Source organism: Treponema saccharophilum DSM 2985, from assembly GCF_000255555.1.
Taxonomy (GTDB): domain Bacteria; phylum Spirochaetota; class Spirochaetia; order Treponematales; family Treponemataceae; genus Treponema_D; species Treponema_D saccharophilum.
The window spans coordinates 1-16,609 of sequence record NZ_AGRW01000034.1 but is presented as its reverse complement, the minus strand read 5'-3'; the positions used below and the strand labels follow the sequence as shown (position 1 = coordinate 16,609).

Below are 16,609 nucleotides of genomic sequence, written 5' to 3'. Positions count from 1 at the left end.
GTCTATTCCTTTGTCACTTCAATCAAAAACGAGTTCGAAAATGTCTTGAAGTAATCCGTTCCTGCCATGCTGTCGTAGGCCTTTGCCTCATCAAAGAGCATGTAGCGGCTTTGGTCCATGTTCATAAGATTCATCGTGAGCTCGCCAGTTTTTGGCAGTCGTTCGTCCGAAAAAATCTGCATTGGAAATTTGTAATCCGGGTACGGATACATGAAGCGGTAACTGCTTATACCGCAGTCTGAAAAAAGATGCTCAAACTCCCCTCGGCTGAAAGTGACTGCTCCGTTAGTGGTCGTGTAGCCTTCAATGCCCTCGAAATTTTTTCCCACATGGTCTTCCTTGCAGCCAGCGAAGTATTTGAGCCCCAAGCGGTTTTCGATTGCTATGTAGAGGCGGCCTCCTGGCTTGAGGTGGCGAAGGGCAATCTTGAGGAAGTCCTTGTAAGGCTCTTCTGAGTGAATGTAGCTGCGCCCGTACTCGAATACGCCGATGAGAGTCACCACATCGAATTCGCCAAGATGAGGCTCGACGGTTTCGAAGTTGCCTACATAGATTTTCAAGTTGTCCATATCCCGGTTTCTGAACGCGTTTATCTCGCTCCGTTTTTTTGAAAGTTCCACGCAGGTGACGCTCATTGCCTTTTCGCAGAGTTTTCCCGTAATCGCCCCCATGCCGGAGCCTATTTCAAGAACTGTGTCGTCATTCGAAATTCCGACTCCGGCGAGAATGTTCTGCCTAATGTACGAGAGATGATAAAGAACCGCCCAGTTTTTTCTTTTTGCGATATAGTCCTCATAAGCCGACGGCGGATTGTCCCGCACGAACGCGAGGATTTCGTCCTCGATGGCACCGTCGGTGTAGAGGTCCTTTCCGGGATAGTAGGTGAGGTCGAGAGAAAGATTTGCAGTCTGATTATTTTTCATTTTGCTCTCCAGCAATAGCTTTTACTACTTAGCGTTCATTCTTCAGGAAAAACTTTCCCAACAACCGAGAAATCCTCGTGGTCTAATGTGAGGTTTGGATTGTAGTAAGGGTCAGAAGATAGAGTCTGTTGCCACCGCAAACTCAATTTCTTTTTTTCTTCCGCAAAACGTTTCAACTTTTCAGGAGTATCCTCATAACCTCTGCTTTTTGATTCATAATGATACAATTCTGCATAAGGGGTCCATACAATAAGATAGCCTGCTTTGCGTATTCGTAGGCACAAATCTACATCATTGTATGCGACCTCAAATGTTTCGTCCAAACCGTTTACTTTTTCATATACCGTTCGAGGAATCATTACACAAGCCGCCGTAACAGCAGAATAATTCTGAACTATTGAAAGCCTCCCTACATAACCGAAGGAACCACGACTCCACATACGATGTGAATGAGCAGCATAACCACCAAGTCCAACAATAACACCAGCATGCTGTATCTTATCATCAGGATAATAGAGCATCGCCCCCACTGCGCCAACATCAGCGCGCTGCGCGAACATCAGCATTTCTTCAATCCAGTTTGGGGAAATTACCTCGGTGTCGTTGTTAAGCAAAAGGATATAGTCGCCTTTCGCATGCTTGAAGCCGAAATTATTTATGGCGGAATAATTAAATTTGCCTTCCCATGTGATAATTTTTATTTTCTCATCAGCTTTCAATGAGTCGTAGTAATCAAAAGTCACCTGTTCTTTGCTGTTGTTCTCGATGACGATGATTTCATAATTCTTATAGGTGGAAAGTTTTTTGATTGAGTCAACGCACTTTTTGAGCGTCTGCCAGTGCTCATAGCTCGGAATCAAGATGGAAACAAGCGGTGAACCTTTTATGGCGTAATTGATTTTATAAGTATTGGGAAGTTTTCCGTATGCCACCGTTGCATCAATACCACACCGGGCAATATGCTGTTCAAGTGCGGTTTTTCCGGCGTCTGTCGTATATGATTTTGCTTGCGCTCCGCTTGCTGTTGAAGTTGGTGACGCACGCCAATAATACAAACACTTTGGTACATGAGATATTCGTTTTGTATTTTCCGATAAGCGTAGAATAAAATCATAATCCTGCGCGCCATCACATTCAGAATTGAACAGCCCTATTGATTCCTGTAATCCTTTTGCGAAACTGCAAAAGTGGGTGATGTAATTATTACCGTTTAGATAATCGGGCGCAAAGTCAGGCTTGAAGTTCATGAAGGTTATTTTATGCAAATCAGGGCTTTTAAAGACCGCCTCGTCCGTATACACGAACTCCGCGTCCTTTTCGCAGATTGCCCTCATCGTCTCGAACAGTGCCGAAGGATGCAGCAAATCATCGTGGTCGAACAGACTGATGTAGTCGCCCGTCGCCATCTTGACGCACTCGTTCGTGTTCTCCGAGATTCCTCCATTTTTTTCAAGCTTTTTGTATTTTATGCGGCTGTCTTTTTGTGCAATTTCTTCGCAAAGTGCCTGGACATAGCCATGTTCCGCATCGCTTCCGTCGGCAAGGCAAAGCTCCCAGTTTTCATAAGTCTGGAACAAGCACGAACCTATCATCTCCTGCAAAAAATCCTTTGGAGTATTGTAGAGGGGCACAAGGATGCTGAATTTGATTTTCCTGGAAAATTTGTATTTCTTTTGCCTCTTGTAAACATCAGCACCCACTCCAAAAGCGAGCGGCTCAAGGACAAAATCGTGACGACGATTCCAAGACGCGCGCATTTCATCGCTTATATTCTTCTGCATCGCGACGTCGTGTCGGAGTTTTTGGGAGATTTTTGCGCACACACCCTTCATTCCGCTCTGCCTGAATATCCGAATCACGGTCTTCACTTTCCGAGGAAGTATTTTTCTCGCAATCTTTCCCGCAACACGCACAGGCTTTGAGATTTTCCAGCTCCGGGAATTGTGAAGAGAATTTATCTCTGAAATCAAAGCATTCAGTTGAGAGTCTCTTGTCTCAAGCTGCGATTTCAGCTCCTGAATCTGTGACTGCAATTCATTTTCTGTCATAAAACAAAACTCCTATTTATTTTTTATGCCGGAATCCGTCATTCAACATCCGCCGCATTTGAAAAGAGTTCATCCAAGTCGTCTGATTTGGAAATTGAAATCGTCTTCTTGTAGATTTCCTTCTTGCTGTTGTTCACGAGATACAAAGTGTAGCTCTGTAAATCTGATTCAAAAGGTATCGCCGCAGAAAAACCTTGAGTATCAGATTCGAGACCGAAAGCTTCCTTTACGTCAGGTCGATGAACCATCTCAGTCTTGAATGTTTTATCTTTGATGCCAATGTACACATCGCAATCGTCGTTTTCGTTGTAAGCCCAGCCACTAAGAGAGAGCGTGTCGTCTGACAAATCCTCTGAGTCAATGAAAAACGGGAAGGAATTATCGTTTGCAAACTTATAATGAAGAAGATTCAGCAGATTGTCACTTGAAGCAAGCTCTTCATGAATAATTTTGCAATAGTTTTCCTTTCTAGATTTATTCACAAGAATTAATTTGTAATATAGAAATTTTTCTGGAATAATAGCTTCAAATCCCTTTCTAGAGGATTTTAACCTAAACGCATCTTTAACATCGGACCGCAAAACTTTTCTTGTCGTATAATATTTTTCATTGGCATATATATATGCATCGCAATTGTCATTCTCAAAAAAGGCCCAGCCAGATATTTTTGTCTCATTTGGCTGAGAAAAATCTTCTGCGTCAATACAATAAGAAAAATCACGAGCTATGACAGGATTGGACGGTAATGTAGTTACTTTTGATACACCGTAAATTCCCCAGCAGATTGGGTAAATTACAGTAAAGAATACTATGGAAAAAAGAATCAAATATGAAACGAGAACACAAGCTGCAGCCGAAAGTGGTATGATTTTTTTAGTCTTTTCAGACAATGTTTCATATCCTGATGCGACGAATAATTGCAGTGGCAATAAAGCTGGCATGACATAACGACCTTGTGGCTGATAGTCAGTTGAATAGGAACGGTACATCGACAACGCATATGGTATGACTATGCAAGCTATTAGCATGGGTAACAATCCTTTTGACAGGATGGGAAGATATATTCTTGCATTCAAAACAAAACCAATGATACCCATAATAACAAACATATAGTAAATTGCATAAACATAGTCATCAGCAAATATATTCATATAGCCAAGCACGCAAAAAAAAGAACGTATAGTGAGCTTATGCCATGCAGTACTAAAGAGAATAGAATCAAAAGCCAGCCCTTGATTTTTAGGAGTTGATCTGTTTGAAGGTTTCAAATCAAATCGGGCATTCTGTTCACCACACAAATCGCAACTTCTCAAACCAAATATGTCGCCTTCATGAATTATAAAATTTCTTACAAAAAACCAACCTGCAATTGCGAATGAGATACAAAAAACAATAAAAAAAATTCTTAAAAAGATAACTGTCTTTTTTTCAAGAGTTTTATTACAAAAAATCGAAAAGAAAACAAGAAAAATACTACATAAAATCCAACCAAACGCATTGTAATACGAGATAGCTGTGAGTCCAATTCCTATGGAAAGCAAAACGCAGTTTTTAATGGACCATGTGTATTTTATACCTCTTATCCATGCAAGAAGTATAATTGCACTGCAAAAAACAGAAAAATTGTCATTATTCAAATAACTGCTTAAAAAGGCAAACTGCGGTAAAAAACCAACCAAAGCTGCAAAAAGATATTTTGTTTCTTTTCGCCTGAAAAACTCTTTACCAATCAACAAGCACAAAAGAACAGTTCCTGCTCCAAATAAGACATTTGGCATACGAGCTGCGTGAAAAAACGCTTCTGAAGAATTTGTAAAAAACGATACTAGAAACATAAAAAATATACTAACTAAGGATGGCGTATAAGGCACAAATCCATAAGAAAAGCCCCAAACATTGTTTATAAGTTCAGGTTCATTTCCAACAGGAAGTCTGCCATGCTCAAATATCCAAACGGGTATTTGATAACGAAGATATTCATCAGGTGACAAATTCATAGGCAAATGCAGAGACCATACGAAATAAAAAATAAAACAAACGAATACCAATAGTACACTGCAAATACATTCCCTTATTTTGCCTGCATTTTCTGTTATCATCGTAAACTTCCTCATTTATTAAAAATCTCCCGCTCTCTCACTTATGATATACCGCGGGCGATGTTTTACTTCCATGTAAATCTTTCCCACATATTCTCCAATCACGCCGATTGAAAGAAGCTGGACTCCACCCAAAAAGGCGATTATGCTCGTCGTGCTTGCCCATCCTGCAACGGTTTTTCCGAGCAGCTGCATGACGACGGACCAGATAACCGCGACAAAACTCAGTGCGGAAACTAATAAGCCGAGTCCGATAATCAGGTGCAAAGGCTTTACGCTCAAAGAAGTGATTCCATTCCATGCAAGACCGAGCATCTTGTTGAGCGGATAATGGCTTTCTCCAGCGATGCGTTCGTGTCGTTCATAATAAACAATGGCGCTTTTGAATCCGACGAGAGGGAAAAGCCCGCGAAGAAACAGATTCACTTCCTTGAAGTTTGCGAATTCTTTTAGGACTCGGCTCGAAACAAGCCTGTAATCTGCGTGATTGTAAACAGTCTCAGCCCCCATCCAACGGAGAACCTTGTAGAAGCCTTCGGCTGTTGTTCGTTTGAAGAATGTGTCCGTTTTCCTTGCACTCCGCACTCCGTATACGATTTCTGCCCCAGCAGTATATTTCTCAATCATCTCGTCAACGGCATTTATGTCGTCCTGACCGTCGCAATCCACCGAAATCGCGACATCGCATTTGTCCTTCGCCTCCATGAGACCTGCAAGGACTGCGTTCTGATGACCGCGGTTTCTGCTCTGTGAGATTCCGATGAAATGCCTGTCAGAAGAAGAGAGATTCTTGATTATTTCCCATGTCTTGTCTTTTGAGCCGTCGTTCACGAACAGAATTCTGCTTTCGTCGCTGATTTTTCCATTTTTTACCAGTGTCAGTATTTTTTCGAGAAATATACCGCTTGTTTCTGGAAGGACTGCTTCTTCGTTGTAGCATGGGATTATAAGATATACTATACATTTCCCCCCCCCTAAATAATTCCGACTAGTCATTCTTATCCTCCTTGAACACTAAAAATCTTTGTCCCAGATAATTGAGTGCTGTATAAATAAAAATTCCCGCACACATCGCTATGTTTCCTTTTGTCTTTTCGCCAAGATTTCCAAAAATGCAGAACACCGCCTGTTTTGCCCCGACATAAGCCACAAGGTAGCAGACGACAAGCAGCGCGATAAAGAAAAAAATTTGTCTTGCGCTTTTCTGTTTGTTCTTGAATGTAAAAAATTTGTTTAGGAAAAAACTCAGGATTCCTCCCGCAATGTAATTGCAGGCAGAAGAAATCCAGTATGAGCAGCCGAACACATTGTAAAGCAGGAACATAAGCCCCGCCCCGACAAGGGTGTTTGCCACACCGACGATGAGAAATTTCATAAGTCTTTTATCAAAAAAAACTGTCAGCATAGATTGAAATACCGTTATTCAACATCCACCGCATTTGAAAAAAGTTCATCCAAGTCGTCTGATTTGGAAATTGAAATCGTCTTCCTGTAGATTTCCTTCTTGCTGTTGTTCACGAGATACAAAGTGTAGCTCTGCAAATCAGATTCAAGCGGTATCGTCGCAGAAAAACCTTGAGTATCATTTTCTAAACAGAACGCTTCCTTTACGTCAGGTCGATGAACCTTCTGTGCCTTGAATGTTTTATCTTCGATGCCAATGTAAACATCGCAATCATCGTTTTCGTGGTATGCCCAGCCAGCGAGTGAAATCGCGCGTGATGATATGTTCTCTGAGTCTATGAAATAAGGGAAGGAAGTTTCTGTTGGCTCGAAAGATGGAAGTTCATCGCCCAAAATTTCCATTGGAACTGCGACTTCATTTATCTTGTAAAAATAGAAACCGTTCGCTTCTGCAAGCAAAGTCATATCACCGCTATAAATGTAAGAGAACAATTTTCTGTTGCTCATGACAAATGAAACGCCAAGTTTTTTTGCGTCAGAAATAGACAATGTGCATGAAAACCAATCTGGATTCAACAAGTCAAAAGACGCGGCAGGAACCTCTTCTAGTTTCATTGATATATGGGCATACCTGTTGTATACGGTTTCATATTTTCTTTCAGGGTCAATCAAGTGCCATCTGTCAAGGTTTGGATAAACATTTGTTGAATTGATTGCTGGAATACCAATCAACAAGCCTGAATTAGTAATAGGATAGTCGCAATTCTCAATCAGCCATTTTGCATCAGGCTTCTGGAGATGTGTCTCCCTCCATGTCTTGAGGACAGAAATATTCTCAACTGATTTAATTCCATGGCGAACGGGATTTGCAAGGAGACTTGAGAACAAAGTCACGGCAATCGTTCCAGAAATCCATACAAAACGCCTTTTTGACTTGAATGACAAAAGGCAGAAATACAAAACAAAAAATGTAAGTATTGTTCCAAATAATATTACTTTGTTTTTATAAAGAAAGCCTGTATTCAATGTCTTGCATGCTTGAACGGCAATGAAAACTGTCACAAAGGAACCAGCGACAGACTTCAAAACAGAAGAAGAGCAAACAGAGCAAGGCTGAGAAAGGGTCCGTATCAAAAGAAGGACATTGCAAAACCCTAAAGCAACCAAAACCCGGGTGGCCTGACAATTGCTCAACAAAGAAATTTTTGAAAGTGTCTTTGGGAAGCCAAATACGCAGTATATGCCGAGAATGGCGCTGACGAAGAGCAAAAATTGAAGCAACATGTCCTTTTTTTGACTTCTAAGCAATGCCAAAACAGGCAGAATCCAACACACAGGGAAAAAATCAATGAAATAGCTGCTTTCGCATACATTTACCAATGCACCATCTCCAAGGACTGCATGCCATATATTAGTAATATACAGGAACAACAAATTAAGCATTCCCCCGCCAGTCTCAAAACGGCTTCCCGGATACACCGTAGCCATAAGAGAACGAATTGTTTCCTTGGACATGTGGTAAAAATAAATCATTGAAACTGCGAAAATCAGCACAGAGACGCCGATGCTCAGCCAATCAGAAATGCGCATTTTGCAATTTTTTAGATTCTCGATGAACACCCACAAGGCCAAAGCAAGCAAAATGTACGCGAACGGAATCATCCATGACGGATAAAATGTAAGGACATATCCGCCAGCACAAATGACAATGACAAAAAGATACAGCAACCTGAAAGCAAATCTTGAGTCTGTCATGTATTTTTGCAGCATCAAAACGGAAAGCTGCATGTAGATGAGCATTTCAACCAGGCCGGTGTTTGCGAACCACCATTGAACAGGTGGCGCGAATGCTATCATTATCGCCATTGTAAGCGAAAGAAGTTTTCTTTTATTGGTAATCAAAAGTCCAAATTCAAAAGATACCAGCAAGAGCGCAAGCAATCTGCCGCACCAAAAAAAAGACATTCCTTTTGCGACAGGCAGAAACAAATAGCCCCAATAGAACGGTCGAAAAACAACGAGTGGATTTTTTACAGCTTGGCCATATTCGAGAAAGACATCTGTCGGACAAGCTCTGACAGTATCGCTGAAATAAGGGAAGCTTCCAGAGTAATTGTAATATTGGCTCATTCCCATTGGCGTAAAAACAGCCCATTCGTCACTTCTGATAGGACGAGAAACGCCAAACAGAATATCCTTGTCTTCTTCTCCAAAATAAGAGCACCACATTCCGATTGATGAGCCTGAAATTTCAAAAAGAACGCACAGCACAAAAATGAAAAAAGCGATGACGAATCTGTATCTGAACAAGAAGTCACAAGTTGTGGAAAGTTTTGATTTCACTTTTTTCCCCCTGAATTCTACGAACCTGAACAAAAAAAACGAACATATACAGCACAAAAAGCACAAGCATGCTTATTGCATATCCGTATAAAGCCCCAGCAACAACGTCTCTTTTCATGAAAAGCACGGACAACGCTCCGCCTGCAACCGCAGAAACCGCATACAAAAACGGCTGCATGAAATTCTTTCCCATTACAGTAAGCGCAGAAGAGAACAACTGCACAAGCGCATAGAAACTTGAAGAAAAAATCACCAGCAAAATAAGATATGCATAACCAACAAGGCTCATGTCATAAACAATTTCCATGAGCCTTATTCCAAAAATCTTTGCAGCAAAGCAGACAAAAAGACCAATCAAAATGAGGGCGATAGAAAGATTCATGACAATCTTAAAAAACGCCCGATGATTACATTCATTCAAAGCCTTTGCCATGATATTCATGAAAGGATTTATGAGATACTGACTACAAAGACTCATTATAGTTGCAGGCATCACAAGTATATTGAAAATGGTTCCAAAACTATCCTCATGAAACAATCCAATGAGATATTTTTGCATATTCAAAAGAAGCATGCCGAGGGCGGAAAAAATCAAAATGGGAGTTGCAGATTTTAGTATAAGTGCTATATCTTTCTTACTCCCCTGATTTAAAACAAAATGCGTTTTTACATACAACCAATCAAAGATAAGACCGAAGAAATTTAAAGTGGCAAGTGCGCAGACTGCAAGTTCTGCACGTTTTGTCAGATAGTCCACCAGCCAAAAAATGACAAGCCCCAAAAACGACTTCACGAATAAAGACTTTCCGGCGTAGTCAAGGCGGTTGTTCTTATGGGCAATTCCTTGAAAAACATCGCTGGCCGCTTCAAGATTTCTAAAAAGGCACAAACCGACTATGGTCAAAAATTTAAAAAGCGTTTGTGATGAAAACAGGGCAACAAAACAACTCAGCACAAAAGACAATCCGCAAAAAACAAGTCTGGAAAAAACATAAGCCTTGTCCGAAATGTGCTCGTTTGAAATCTGAAAGGCACGATTATAGAACAGTGAGAAAACATACAAAAAACATGCGACAGCATAGCCGTAGGCAAAAACGCCAGCAACTTCAATGCCGTTTATTCGCTTTACAATCACCAGAAAAAAAAGAGAATTGAAGTTGTTGAATGTCAAGCCCAAGATGTTCCATACAAATCCGTTGGCGATGCGTTCTTCATTTTTTTTCATCATCCACAACCTTCTTGAGCATCGAAAGTTCCTGCACCAGCAGGGTTATCGATTTTCGCAGTTTGGAAACAACCAACGTGAGCATGAGACAAATAGCAAGCAGAATGAGTAGCAAAACACCTGTAACAAAGTTGGATGTCGCTTCAAAACCCACAAATTTCGTAAGCAGACCTATTTGATTTGGAATCAGCCCAACCAGCAACAATATGAGCGCGGCTGAAAGCCAAAAAAGCGCATATTTTACCGACAAACTTCCTTTTCGAATCAATTTAAGCGAAATAACCGAAATGATTACAGAAACTATTATGAGCAATATTCTAAGATTGATACTAATCATGTGGCATCCTCTTTTTTCCACGCAAAAGTAATATCGAAAGAACTACATTGATCATGTAATACACATTTTTCCACGCTCGAATTGAGGACACGCCTGACACTCGTTCATGCATAGCGACAGGAACTTCGCATATCTTATATCCGCTCAGCAATGCAAAAGTTGACGAAATCGGTTCTGGATATTCCGTAGGATAGTCGGTTGCAAATTCCTCTATCAATTTTCTATTGACCGCGCGAAATCCAGACGTTGTATCGTAAATTCGCTTTCCCGTCTTCAACTTTATCGCCAATGAAATCATTTTTATGCCAAGCCTGCGCAAAAACGATGACTGAAATTCACTCGACGCTTTTTCAACAAATCTAGAGCCTATTACCAAATCCGCCTGATTGTTCACAATCGGTTCAATGATATTTTTCACGCAATTTATATCGTGCTGGCCGTCGCCATCCATCTGAATTGCAATATCATATCCATTCTCATATGCGTATTTATATCCAGTCTGCACAGCCCCTCCAATGCCAAGATTTTGCACAAGCGTTATATGATTTGCCGCATAGATTTTCAGTTCACACTCCGTATTATCTTTCGAGCCATCATTTATGAACACATACGAATATTTTTGTCCTGATGTCATATTGAAAGAACATATGGATTCATACACATGCCTTACGTTCTTTTCTTCATTGTATGACGGAATTATAAGCAACACTTTCATTCAGCTCTCCTGCACTGCATAAATCAAGATAAAAAAAAACTCCTCAAACCTAGAAAAAATGCAGTGCATTTTTTCTGACATCTCTGTCCATAAGTTCAAGGAGTTTTTGCATGTCGTTTTGTTCTGTCGGTTGCTTATATTTATTTCAAAAACATATCGCCGATTGTCACGAGCTTCACATTGTTTGCGTCCGCATTTTCCTGCACCCATTTTGTAAAGCCGCTCTTGCTGAACGCATAGAAAAAGGTGATGGCCGCATGCGGAAAAATTGATTTTCTTGAAAGCATCGTCTCAAAATCGGCCTTGTCGAATTCCTCGTTCTTGAATTTGCATTCGCCGATTATGATTTGCTCGTGTCTTCTGTCCATCATGAGAACATCAATATCATCCTGCATTTTTCGTTCGGGATTGTTGCCCCACCATTTTCCGTAATTTTCAGGAATAAACGGAAGCCTCATTTTCTTTGCGAGCCTGAGCATGTATTCAAGGCATATTCCTTCAAAAATACGACCCAAATGCTGGTTCAGGTTTTCCGGCATGAAAATTTCCTCGGCGGCGTTTTTTGCGCCAAGAATCTCGTAATAGCTTTTTCGTTCAAAAAGAAAGTGATACCAGAACAGAAAATAGTTGTCCGAGATTCTGTAAATTGTTTTCCGAGAGTTTTCCTCGTCTCCGCACGGAACCGATTTTTTTACGAGTCGGATTGTTTGCAGCGTCTTTAAATATTTAGAGCATTTTTGGCTTTCTTCATGGATTTTTGACGCAATGTCATTTATCCTTGTCGCTCCGCCTGCAATTGCTTCCAGAATGCTGTTGTAAACGGCGGTCTCCCGGAGTTCTTGCCGCAACAGAAAACTCGGCTCGTCTTTCAGAAAACTTCCTTCCTTTAAAATACGAGTCGCGACATTTTCCTTTACGGATTTTTCCGGGTCAAATGCTTCCAGGTAGCAAGGAATGCCGCCCAAAATGCTGTAGGAAATCAGCTTGTCAGCATCAGAATATTTTGGAAAAAATCCCGCGCTTTCAAGATAATCAAAAGATTTCAGCTCAATGTGCGCCGTCGAACGCCCGAAAAGCGGGCTTTTGTGGGCAAGCACTTCGTCTTCCATAAAGCTTACGCTAGAACCGCAGAGAATCAGGAATATGTTTTTGTTTTTCCAGTTTCTGTCGATTGTGTGCTGTATTATGCTTTTTATTGAAGGATTTTCCTGTGCGATGAACGGGAACTCGTCCACAATCAGCACAAGTTTTTCGTTTTCCGATGTCTTTTTCGTTATGTAGTCGAACGCAACTTCCCAATCAGGGAATTCACCGAAGAAACTTCCGTCAAAATAGTTCTGCACTGATTTTGAAAAATCAAGAAGATTCAGCGCGTCGTTTTTTTCCTGAGCCGAATACATCAATGTTTTGTGGCTGCGGGAAAATTCTTGCAACAACGAAGTCTTTCCGATTCTCCTACGCCCGTACAACACGAGGAATTCGAACCTGGCTGATTTATATAAATCTTCCATTATTGAAAGTTCTTCTTTACGACCTAAAAACATAGCCGCCTCCAAAATTATATACTCCAAAGTATTATACTCTAGAGTATATAAAATTCAAAGCTTGTCGCTTTTACTTTACTCAAACTTATAGATAGAAATGTCAAAGAACCTGAACAAAGACGCTGCTACGTCTTTATTCAACAAGTTTTGCAACGCAAAACCCGCATATTAATTACGGAATTTTCCTGACAGAAAATTCTCGCACTGCTTTCATCACAGATTTTTTGGCGAAGCATTGCCTCGAAACAAAGCAATGTTACCGTATGCGCTCATTGTCGAAGGATTCAGAACGCAAAAACTCAGCGAGCGAATCCTTCCAGTCAGGAAGAGTAATCCCCAGCGTCCGCTGAACCTTCGTCTTGTCCAGCACGGAATACGCCGGCCGTTTTGCCGGTGTTGGGTATTCTTCCGTCGCGCATGGATTCACGGCGCAGCCCCTGTTCGTGACAAGCCCGCGTTCCACGCCTTGAGCGAAAATCTCCTTGGCAAAGTCGAACCAGGTGATTTCGCCCAAGTCGGTCACATGGTAGATTCCGTTCTGAACGCTCTCGCCCTCTGCCCTCTTTCCGATGATTCTCAGAATCACATTTGCGAGCGTGACGCAGTTAGTCGGGGTGCCCTTCTGGTCGTTCACGACTTTTACAGAATCGTGACTGTTCATCGCCCGAATCATCGTATAGACGAAGTTCTTTCCGCTCCAACCGTAGAGCCATGCAGTGCGGAGGATGTAGAAGTCGTCCGTTTCCTCGGAGATTGCCTTCTCGCCCTCGGCCTTTGTCTCGCCGTAAACGCCAATCGGCTTAATCGGGGCGTCCTCGCTGATCGGGGAAGATGCCGTGCCGTCAAAAACATAGTCAGTCGAGATATGAATGAACGGAACGCCGAGTTTCTTTGCAAGACGCGCGATGTTCCGAGGACCGTCCGCATTCAGGGCGCGCGCCTTTTCAGTTTCGCTTTCGGCCTTGTCCACTGCTGTGTAGGCCGCGCAGTTCACGATGAAAGAGATTTTCTTGCCAGCGGCAAATCCTTCAAGTGCCGTATAATCGAGGATAGACACGTCGCTGTCGGTGCCAAGAAAGTCAATTTTGTTCTCTGAAAGGGTGCGGCAGACCTGCGTGCCGAGCATTCCCTTGTTTCCGATAATCCAAACCATTATTTTCTGTCACCGTAATTCGCGCTGATCCAGTTCTTGTATTCGCCGGAGAGGATGTGGTCCACCCATTCCTGGTGCTCCAAATACCAATTGACAGTGAGCTGTAAGCCCTGCTCGAAGGTCATCCTGCGCTCCCAGCCGAGTTCCTTTTTTATTTTTGAGCAGTCGATTGCGTAGCGCGCATCGTGGCCGGGACGGTCCTTTACGTGGACGATTGTCTTCTCAACTTCATCCGCAGTTCTCCCGACTTTCGGCGAAGCAAGCTCGATTACCTTGTGGAGAAGTTTTATGTTCTGCCATTCGTTCTCGCCGCCGATGTTGTACTTCTCGCCGGCTCTGCCTGAGTTCACAATCTGCCAGACTGCGCGGTTGTGGTCCTCCACGTAAATCCAGTCGCGGATGTTCTTTCCCTCGCCGTAAACAGGAAGATTCTTTCCGTCACGGATGTTAGAAATCATGAGAGGCAAAAGTTTTTCCGGGAACTGATAAGGCCCGTAGTTGTTCGTGCAGTTTGAGAGAGTAATTGGAAGACCATAAGTGTGGTAGTACGCCATCACGATGTGGTCTGAGCTTGCCTTGCTTGATGAGTAAGGCGAGCGCGGGTCGTAGGGTGTCGTCTCCGTGAAGTAGCCTGTCTCGCCCAGGGAGCCGTAAACCTCGTCGGTCGAGATGTGGTGGAAGAGGACGTCGTCGCGCTGATTGCCGAGCGAGCAGCCCCAGTAATTGCGGGCGACGTCAAGGAGCGTGAAGGTTCCCATGACGTTCGTCCTGATGAAAGCCTCCGGCCCCAGAATAGAGCGGTCGACATGGCTCTCGGCCGCGAAGTGGATTACGGTGTCGATGTCGTACTGCCTGAAAATCCGCTCGATTTCCGCACGGTCGCAGATGTCCACTTTTTCGAAGAAATATCTCCGCTCCCCCTCTAGCACGCCTTTTCCGAATTTCTCCTCGACCATGGCAAGGTTCTCAAGGTTTCCGGCGTAGGTGAGACAGTCGACGTTGACGATTCTGCCCTCGAAGCCAGAGTCCATGAATTCCTTCGAGCCGGTCGCGCTCAGCCCGAAGAGATAGTTGATGAAATTGGAGCCGATGAACCCCGCTCCGCCGGTAACGAGTATGTTTTTCAGTTTTCTAGACATCATTGCGCTCCAATCCATTTTCCATTCAAATCAAAATATTTTCCGTCCAGGTCGAACGCAGGGTGTTTTCCGTCCTTTTCGCTCAAAAGAGGCTCTATCTCAGGGGCGACGCCCTTCCAGTCGATTCCGATTGTCGGGTCGTTCCACATGAGTCCGCCTTCGCCTTTCGGGTCGTAAAAATCCGTGCACTTGTAGGCGAACACCGCCGACTCTGAAAGAACGTAGAATCCGTGGGCGAACCCTTCAGGGATGTAGAACTGGTTCTGCTTTTCGCCGTCCAAAATCACGCCGTAGTATTTCCCGAATGTATCTGAACCGTTTCTCAAATCGACCGCCACGTCAAAGACTCTGCCGGAAACCGCGCGGACGAGTTTTCCCTGCGGATGCCTCGTCTGGAAATGCAGGCCGCGAAGGACGCCTTTCGACGAAGAAGATTGGTTGTCCTGGACGAACTTCATCTTCAATCCCGCCTCGAAAAAATCCTTCTCGCTGTATACCTCAAAAAAATATCCGCGCGCATCCCCGAAAACTTTCGGCTGTATCTCGTAAAGTCCCTCAAAAGTCTTTCCGTCGGATGACACGCATTTCTTGAATTCAAAAGCCATTTTTCAGCCCCTCTCCGCAATGTATTTCAAATAGGTTCCGTAGTCGGTCTTGTACCCCGAGGCAAGCTCAAGGAGCCGCTCCTTTGAGAGCCATCCGTTCTTGAACGCTATTTCCTCGATGCAGGAGACGTACAACCCCTGCCTCTTCTGAATCGTTGCGATAAAGTTGCTCGCCTCAAGAAGACCGTCGTAGGTTCCCGTGTCGAGCCATGCCATTCCGCGTCCGAGCAGTTCGACCGAGAGGCTCCCTTTTTTAAGGTAAGCGTTGTTCACGGCCGTGATTTCGATTTCCCCGCGGGCGGACGGCTTCACTTCCTTCGCGATTTTCACGACTTCGTTGTTGTAGAAATAGAGGCCCGGAACCGCGTAGTTCGATTTCGGCTCCTTCGGCTTCTCCTCGATTCCGAGGACTTTGCCGTTCATGTCGAACTCGACCACGCCGTATGCGGTCGGGTCTTTCACCATGTAGCCGAAGATGACGGCATCGCTTTTCTTTTCCTCGATACGTCTTTTTGCATTTTTAAGCGTCTGCGTGAAGCTCTGCCCGTAGAAGATGTTGTCGCCGAGCACGAGAGCCACGTCGTCGTCTCCGATGAAGTCAGCGCCGACGATGAACGCGTCCGCAAGCCCCCTCGGCTTGTCCTGCACCGCGTACTCGAACTTCATTCCGAGCCACGCTCCGTCGCCGAAAAGTTCCTCGAACAAGGAAATATCGCGGGGAGTCGAGATAATAAGAATCTCGCGGATTCCGGCAAGCATGAGACATGAGAGGGGATAATAAACCATCGGCTTATCATAAAGGGGCAGAATCTGCTTTGAAACAGACCGTGTAATAGGATACAAGCGGGTTCCACTTCCGCCAGCAAGAATTATTCCTTTCATCGAGCCACATCCATAAAACGTCCTTATTCTGAATTAGCAAGGACAAAATAAATATGTTGTTATCTTATTTTTTTTTAAAAATTTTGTCTACCAAGCACCATGAAGCCACAAGAAGCGTTTTCACAGAGAGCGCAAGTTATTACGAAAAAACACTTTTTCGCGCTTGAATTGTCAAATCAAGTGCAACGTTTT

Annotated in this window: 14 protein-coding genes; all 14 read right to left on the bottom strand. The window is 43.3% G+C overall.

Going from position 1 to position 16,609, the window contains the following annotated elements; translation table 11 throughout:
• Window positions 1–2: 2 nt before the first annotated feature.
• The gene (locus TRESADRAFT_RS02375; protein ID WP_002702487.1) at window positions 3–923 is read right to left on the bottom strand and encodes a methyltransferase domain-containing protein; all 921 of its coding nucleotides are present in this window, start codon (window positions 921–923) and stop codon (window positions 3–5) included.
• A 35-nt stretch (window positions 924–958) separates the two neighbouring features.
• Window positions 959–2,971, bottom strand: coding sequence for a glycosyltransferase family 2 protein (locus tag TRESADRAFT_RS02370; RefSeq protein WP_002702485.1), 2,013 nt, complete (start codon window positions 2,969–2,971; stop codon window positions 959–961).
• Window positions 2,972–3,009: 38 nt separating this feature from the next.
• Complete coding sequence (locus TRESADRAFT_RS02365) at window positions 3,010–5,070, bottom strand: hypothetical protein (protein WP_002702482.1); 2,061 nt, start codon at window positions 5,068–5,070, stop codon at window positions 3,010–3,012.
• Window positions 5,071–5,088: 18 nt separating this feature from the next.
• Window positions 5,089–6,066, bottom strand: a complete 978-nt coding sequence (locus TRESADRAFT_RS02360; protein ID WP_002702480.1) for a glycosyltransferase family 2 protein — start codon at window positions 6,064–6,066, stop codon at window positions 5,089–5,091.
• A complete protein-coding gene (locus tag TRESADRAFT_RS02355) occupies window positions 6,059–6,445 on the bottom strand; it encodes a GtrA family protein (RefSeq protein WP_002702478.1) in 387 nt (128 codons plus the stop codon). The genes TRESADRAFT_RS02360 and TRESADRAFT_RS02355 overlap by 8 nt, the downstream gene beginning before the upstream one ends.
• A 44-nt stretch (window positions 6,446–6,489) precedes the next feature.
• A complete protein-coding gene (locus tag TRESADRAFT_RS02350) occupies window positions 6,490–8,817 on the bottom strand; it encodes a DUF7657 domain-containing protein (protein ID WP_040842161.1) in 2,328 nt (775 codons plus the stop codon).
• Entirely contained in the window at window positions 8,789–10,042 is a 1,254-nt protein-coding gene (locus TRESADRAFT_RS02345) for a lipopolysaccharide biosynthesis protein (protein ID WP_002702474.1), read from the bottom strand. The genes TRESADRAFT_RS02350 and TRESADRAFT_RS02345 overlap by 29 nt, the downstream gene beginning before the upstream one ends.
• Window positions 10,029–10,379 carry a DUF2304 domain-containing protein gene (locus TRESADRAFT_RS02340; RefSeq protein ID WP_002702472.1) on the bottom strand — a complete coding sequence of 117 codons (351 nt, stop codon included), beginning with the start codon at window positions 10,377–10,379 and terminating at the stop codon, window positions 10,029–10,031. The genes TRESADRAFT_RS02345 and TRESADRAFT_RS02340 overlap by 14 nt, the downstream gene beginning before the upstream one ends.
• Window positions 10,372–11,094, bottom strand: a complete 723-nt coding sequence (locus TRESADRAFT_RS02335) for a glycosyltransferase family 2 protein (RefSeq protein ID WP_002702470.1) — start codon at window positions 11,092–11,094, stop codon at window positions 10,372–10,374. Before TRESADRAFT_RS02335 ends, TRESADRAFT_RS02340 begins: the two co-directional genes overlap by 8 nt.
• A 140-nt stretch (window positions 11,095–11,234) precedes the next feature.
• Window positions 11,235–12,638 (bottom strand): ATP-binding protein, encoded by a 1,404-nt coding sequence (locus TRESADRAFT_RS02330; RefSeq protein WP_002702468.1) that lies wholly within the window; start codon window positions 12,636–12,638, stop codon window positions 11,235–11,237.
• 256 nt (window positions 12,639–12,894) lie between these two features.
• Entirely contained in the window at window positions 12,895–13,791 is an 897-nt protein-coding gene (gene rfbD / locus TRESADRAFT_RS02325; protein WP_002702466.1) for a dTDP-4-dehydrorhamnose reductase, read from the bottom strand.
• Complete coding sequence (gene rfbB / locus TRESADRAFT_RS02320; protein ID WP_002702465.1) at window positions 13,791–14,930, bottom strand: dTDP-glucose 4,6-dehydratase; 1,140 nt, start codon at window positions 14,928–14,930, stop codon at window positions 13,791–13,793. Before rfbB ends, rfbD begins: the two co-directional genes overlap by 1 nt.
• Window positions 14,930–15,535, bottom strand: coding sequence for a dTDP-4-dehydrorhamnose 3,5-epimerase (rfbC, locus tag TRESADRAFT_RS02315; RefSeq protein WP_002702462.1), 606 nt, complete (start codon window positions 15,533–15,535; stop codon window positions 14,930–14,932). The genes rfbB and rfbC overlap by 1 nt, the downstream gene beginning before the upstream one ends.
• Before the next feature lie 3 nt (window positions 15,536–15,538).
• Window positions 15,539–16,417, bottom strand: coding sequence for a glucose-1-phosphate thymidylyltransferase RfbA (gene rfbA / locus TRESADRAFT_RS02310; protein WP_002702461.1), 879 nt, complete (start codon window positions 16,415–16,417; stop codon window positions 15,539–15,541).
• Window positions 16,418–16,609 lie beyond the last annotated feature (192 nt).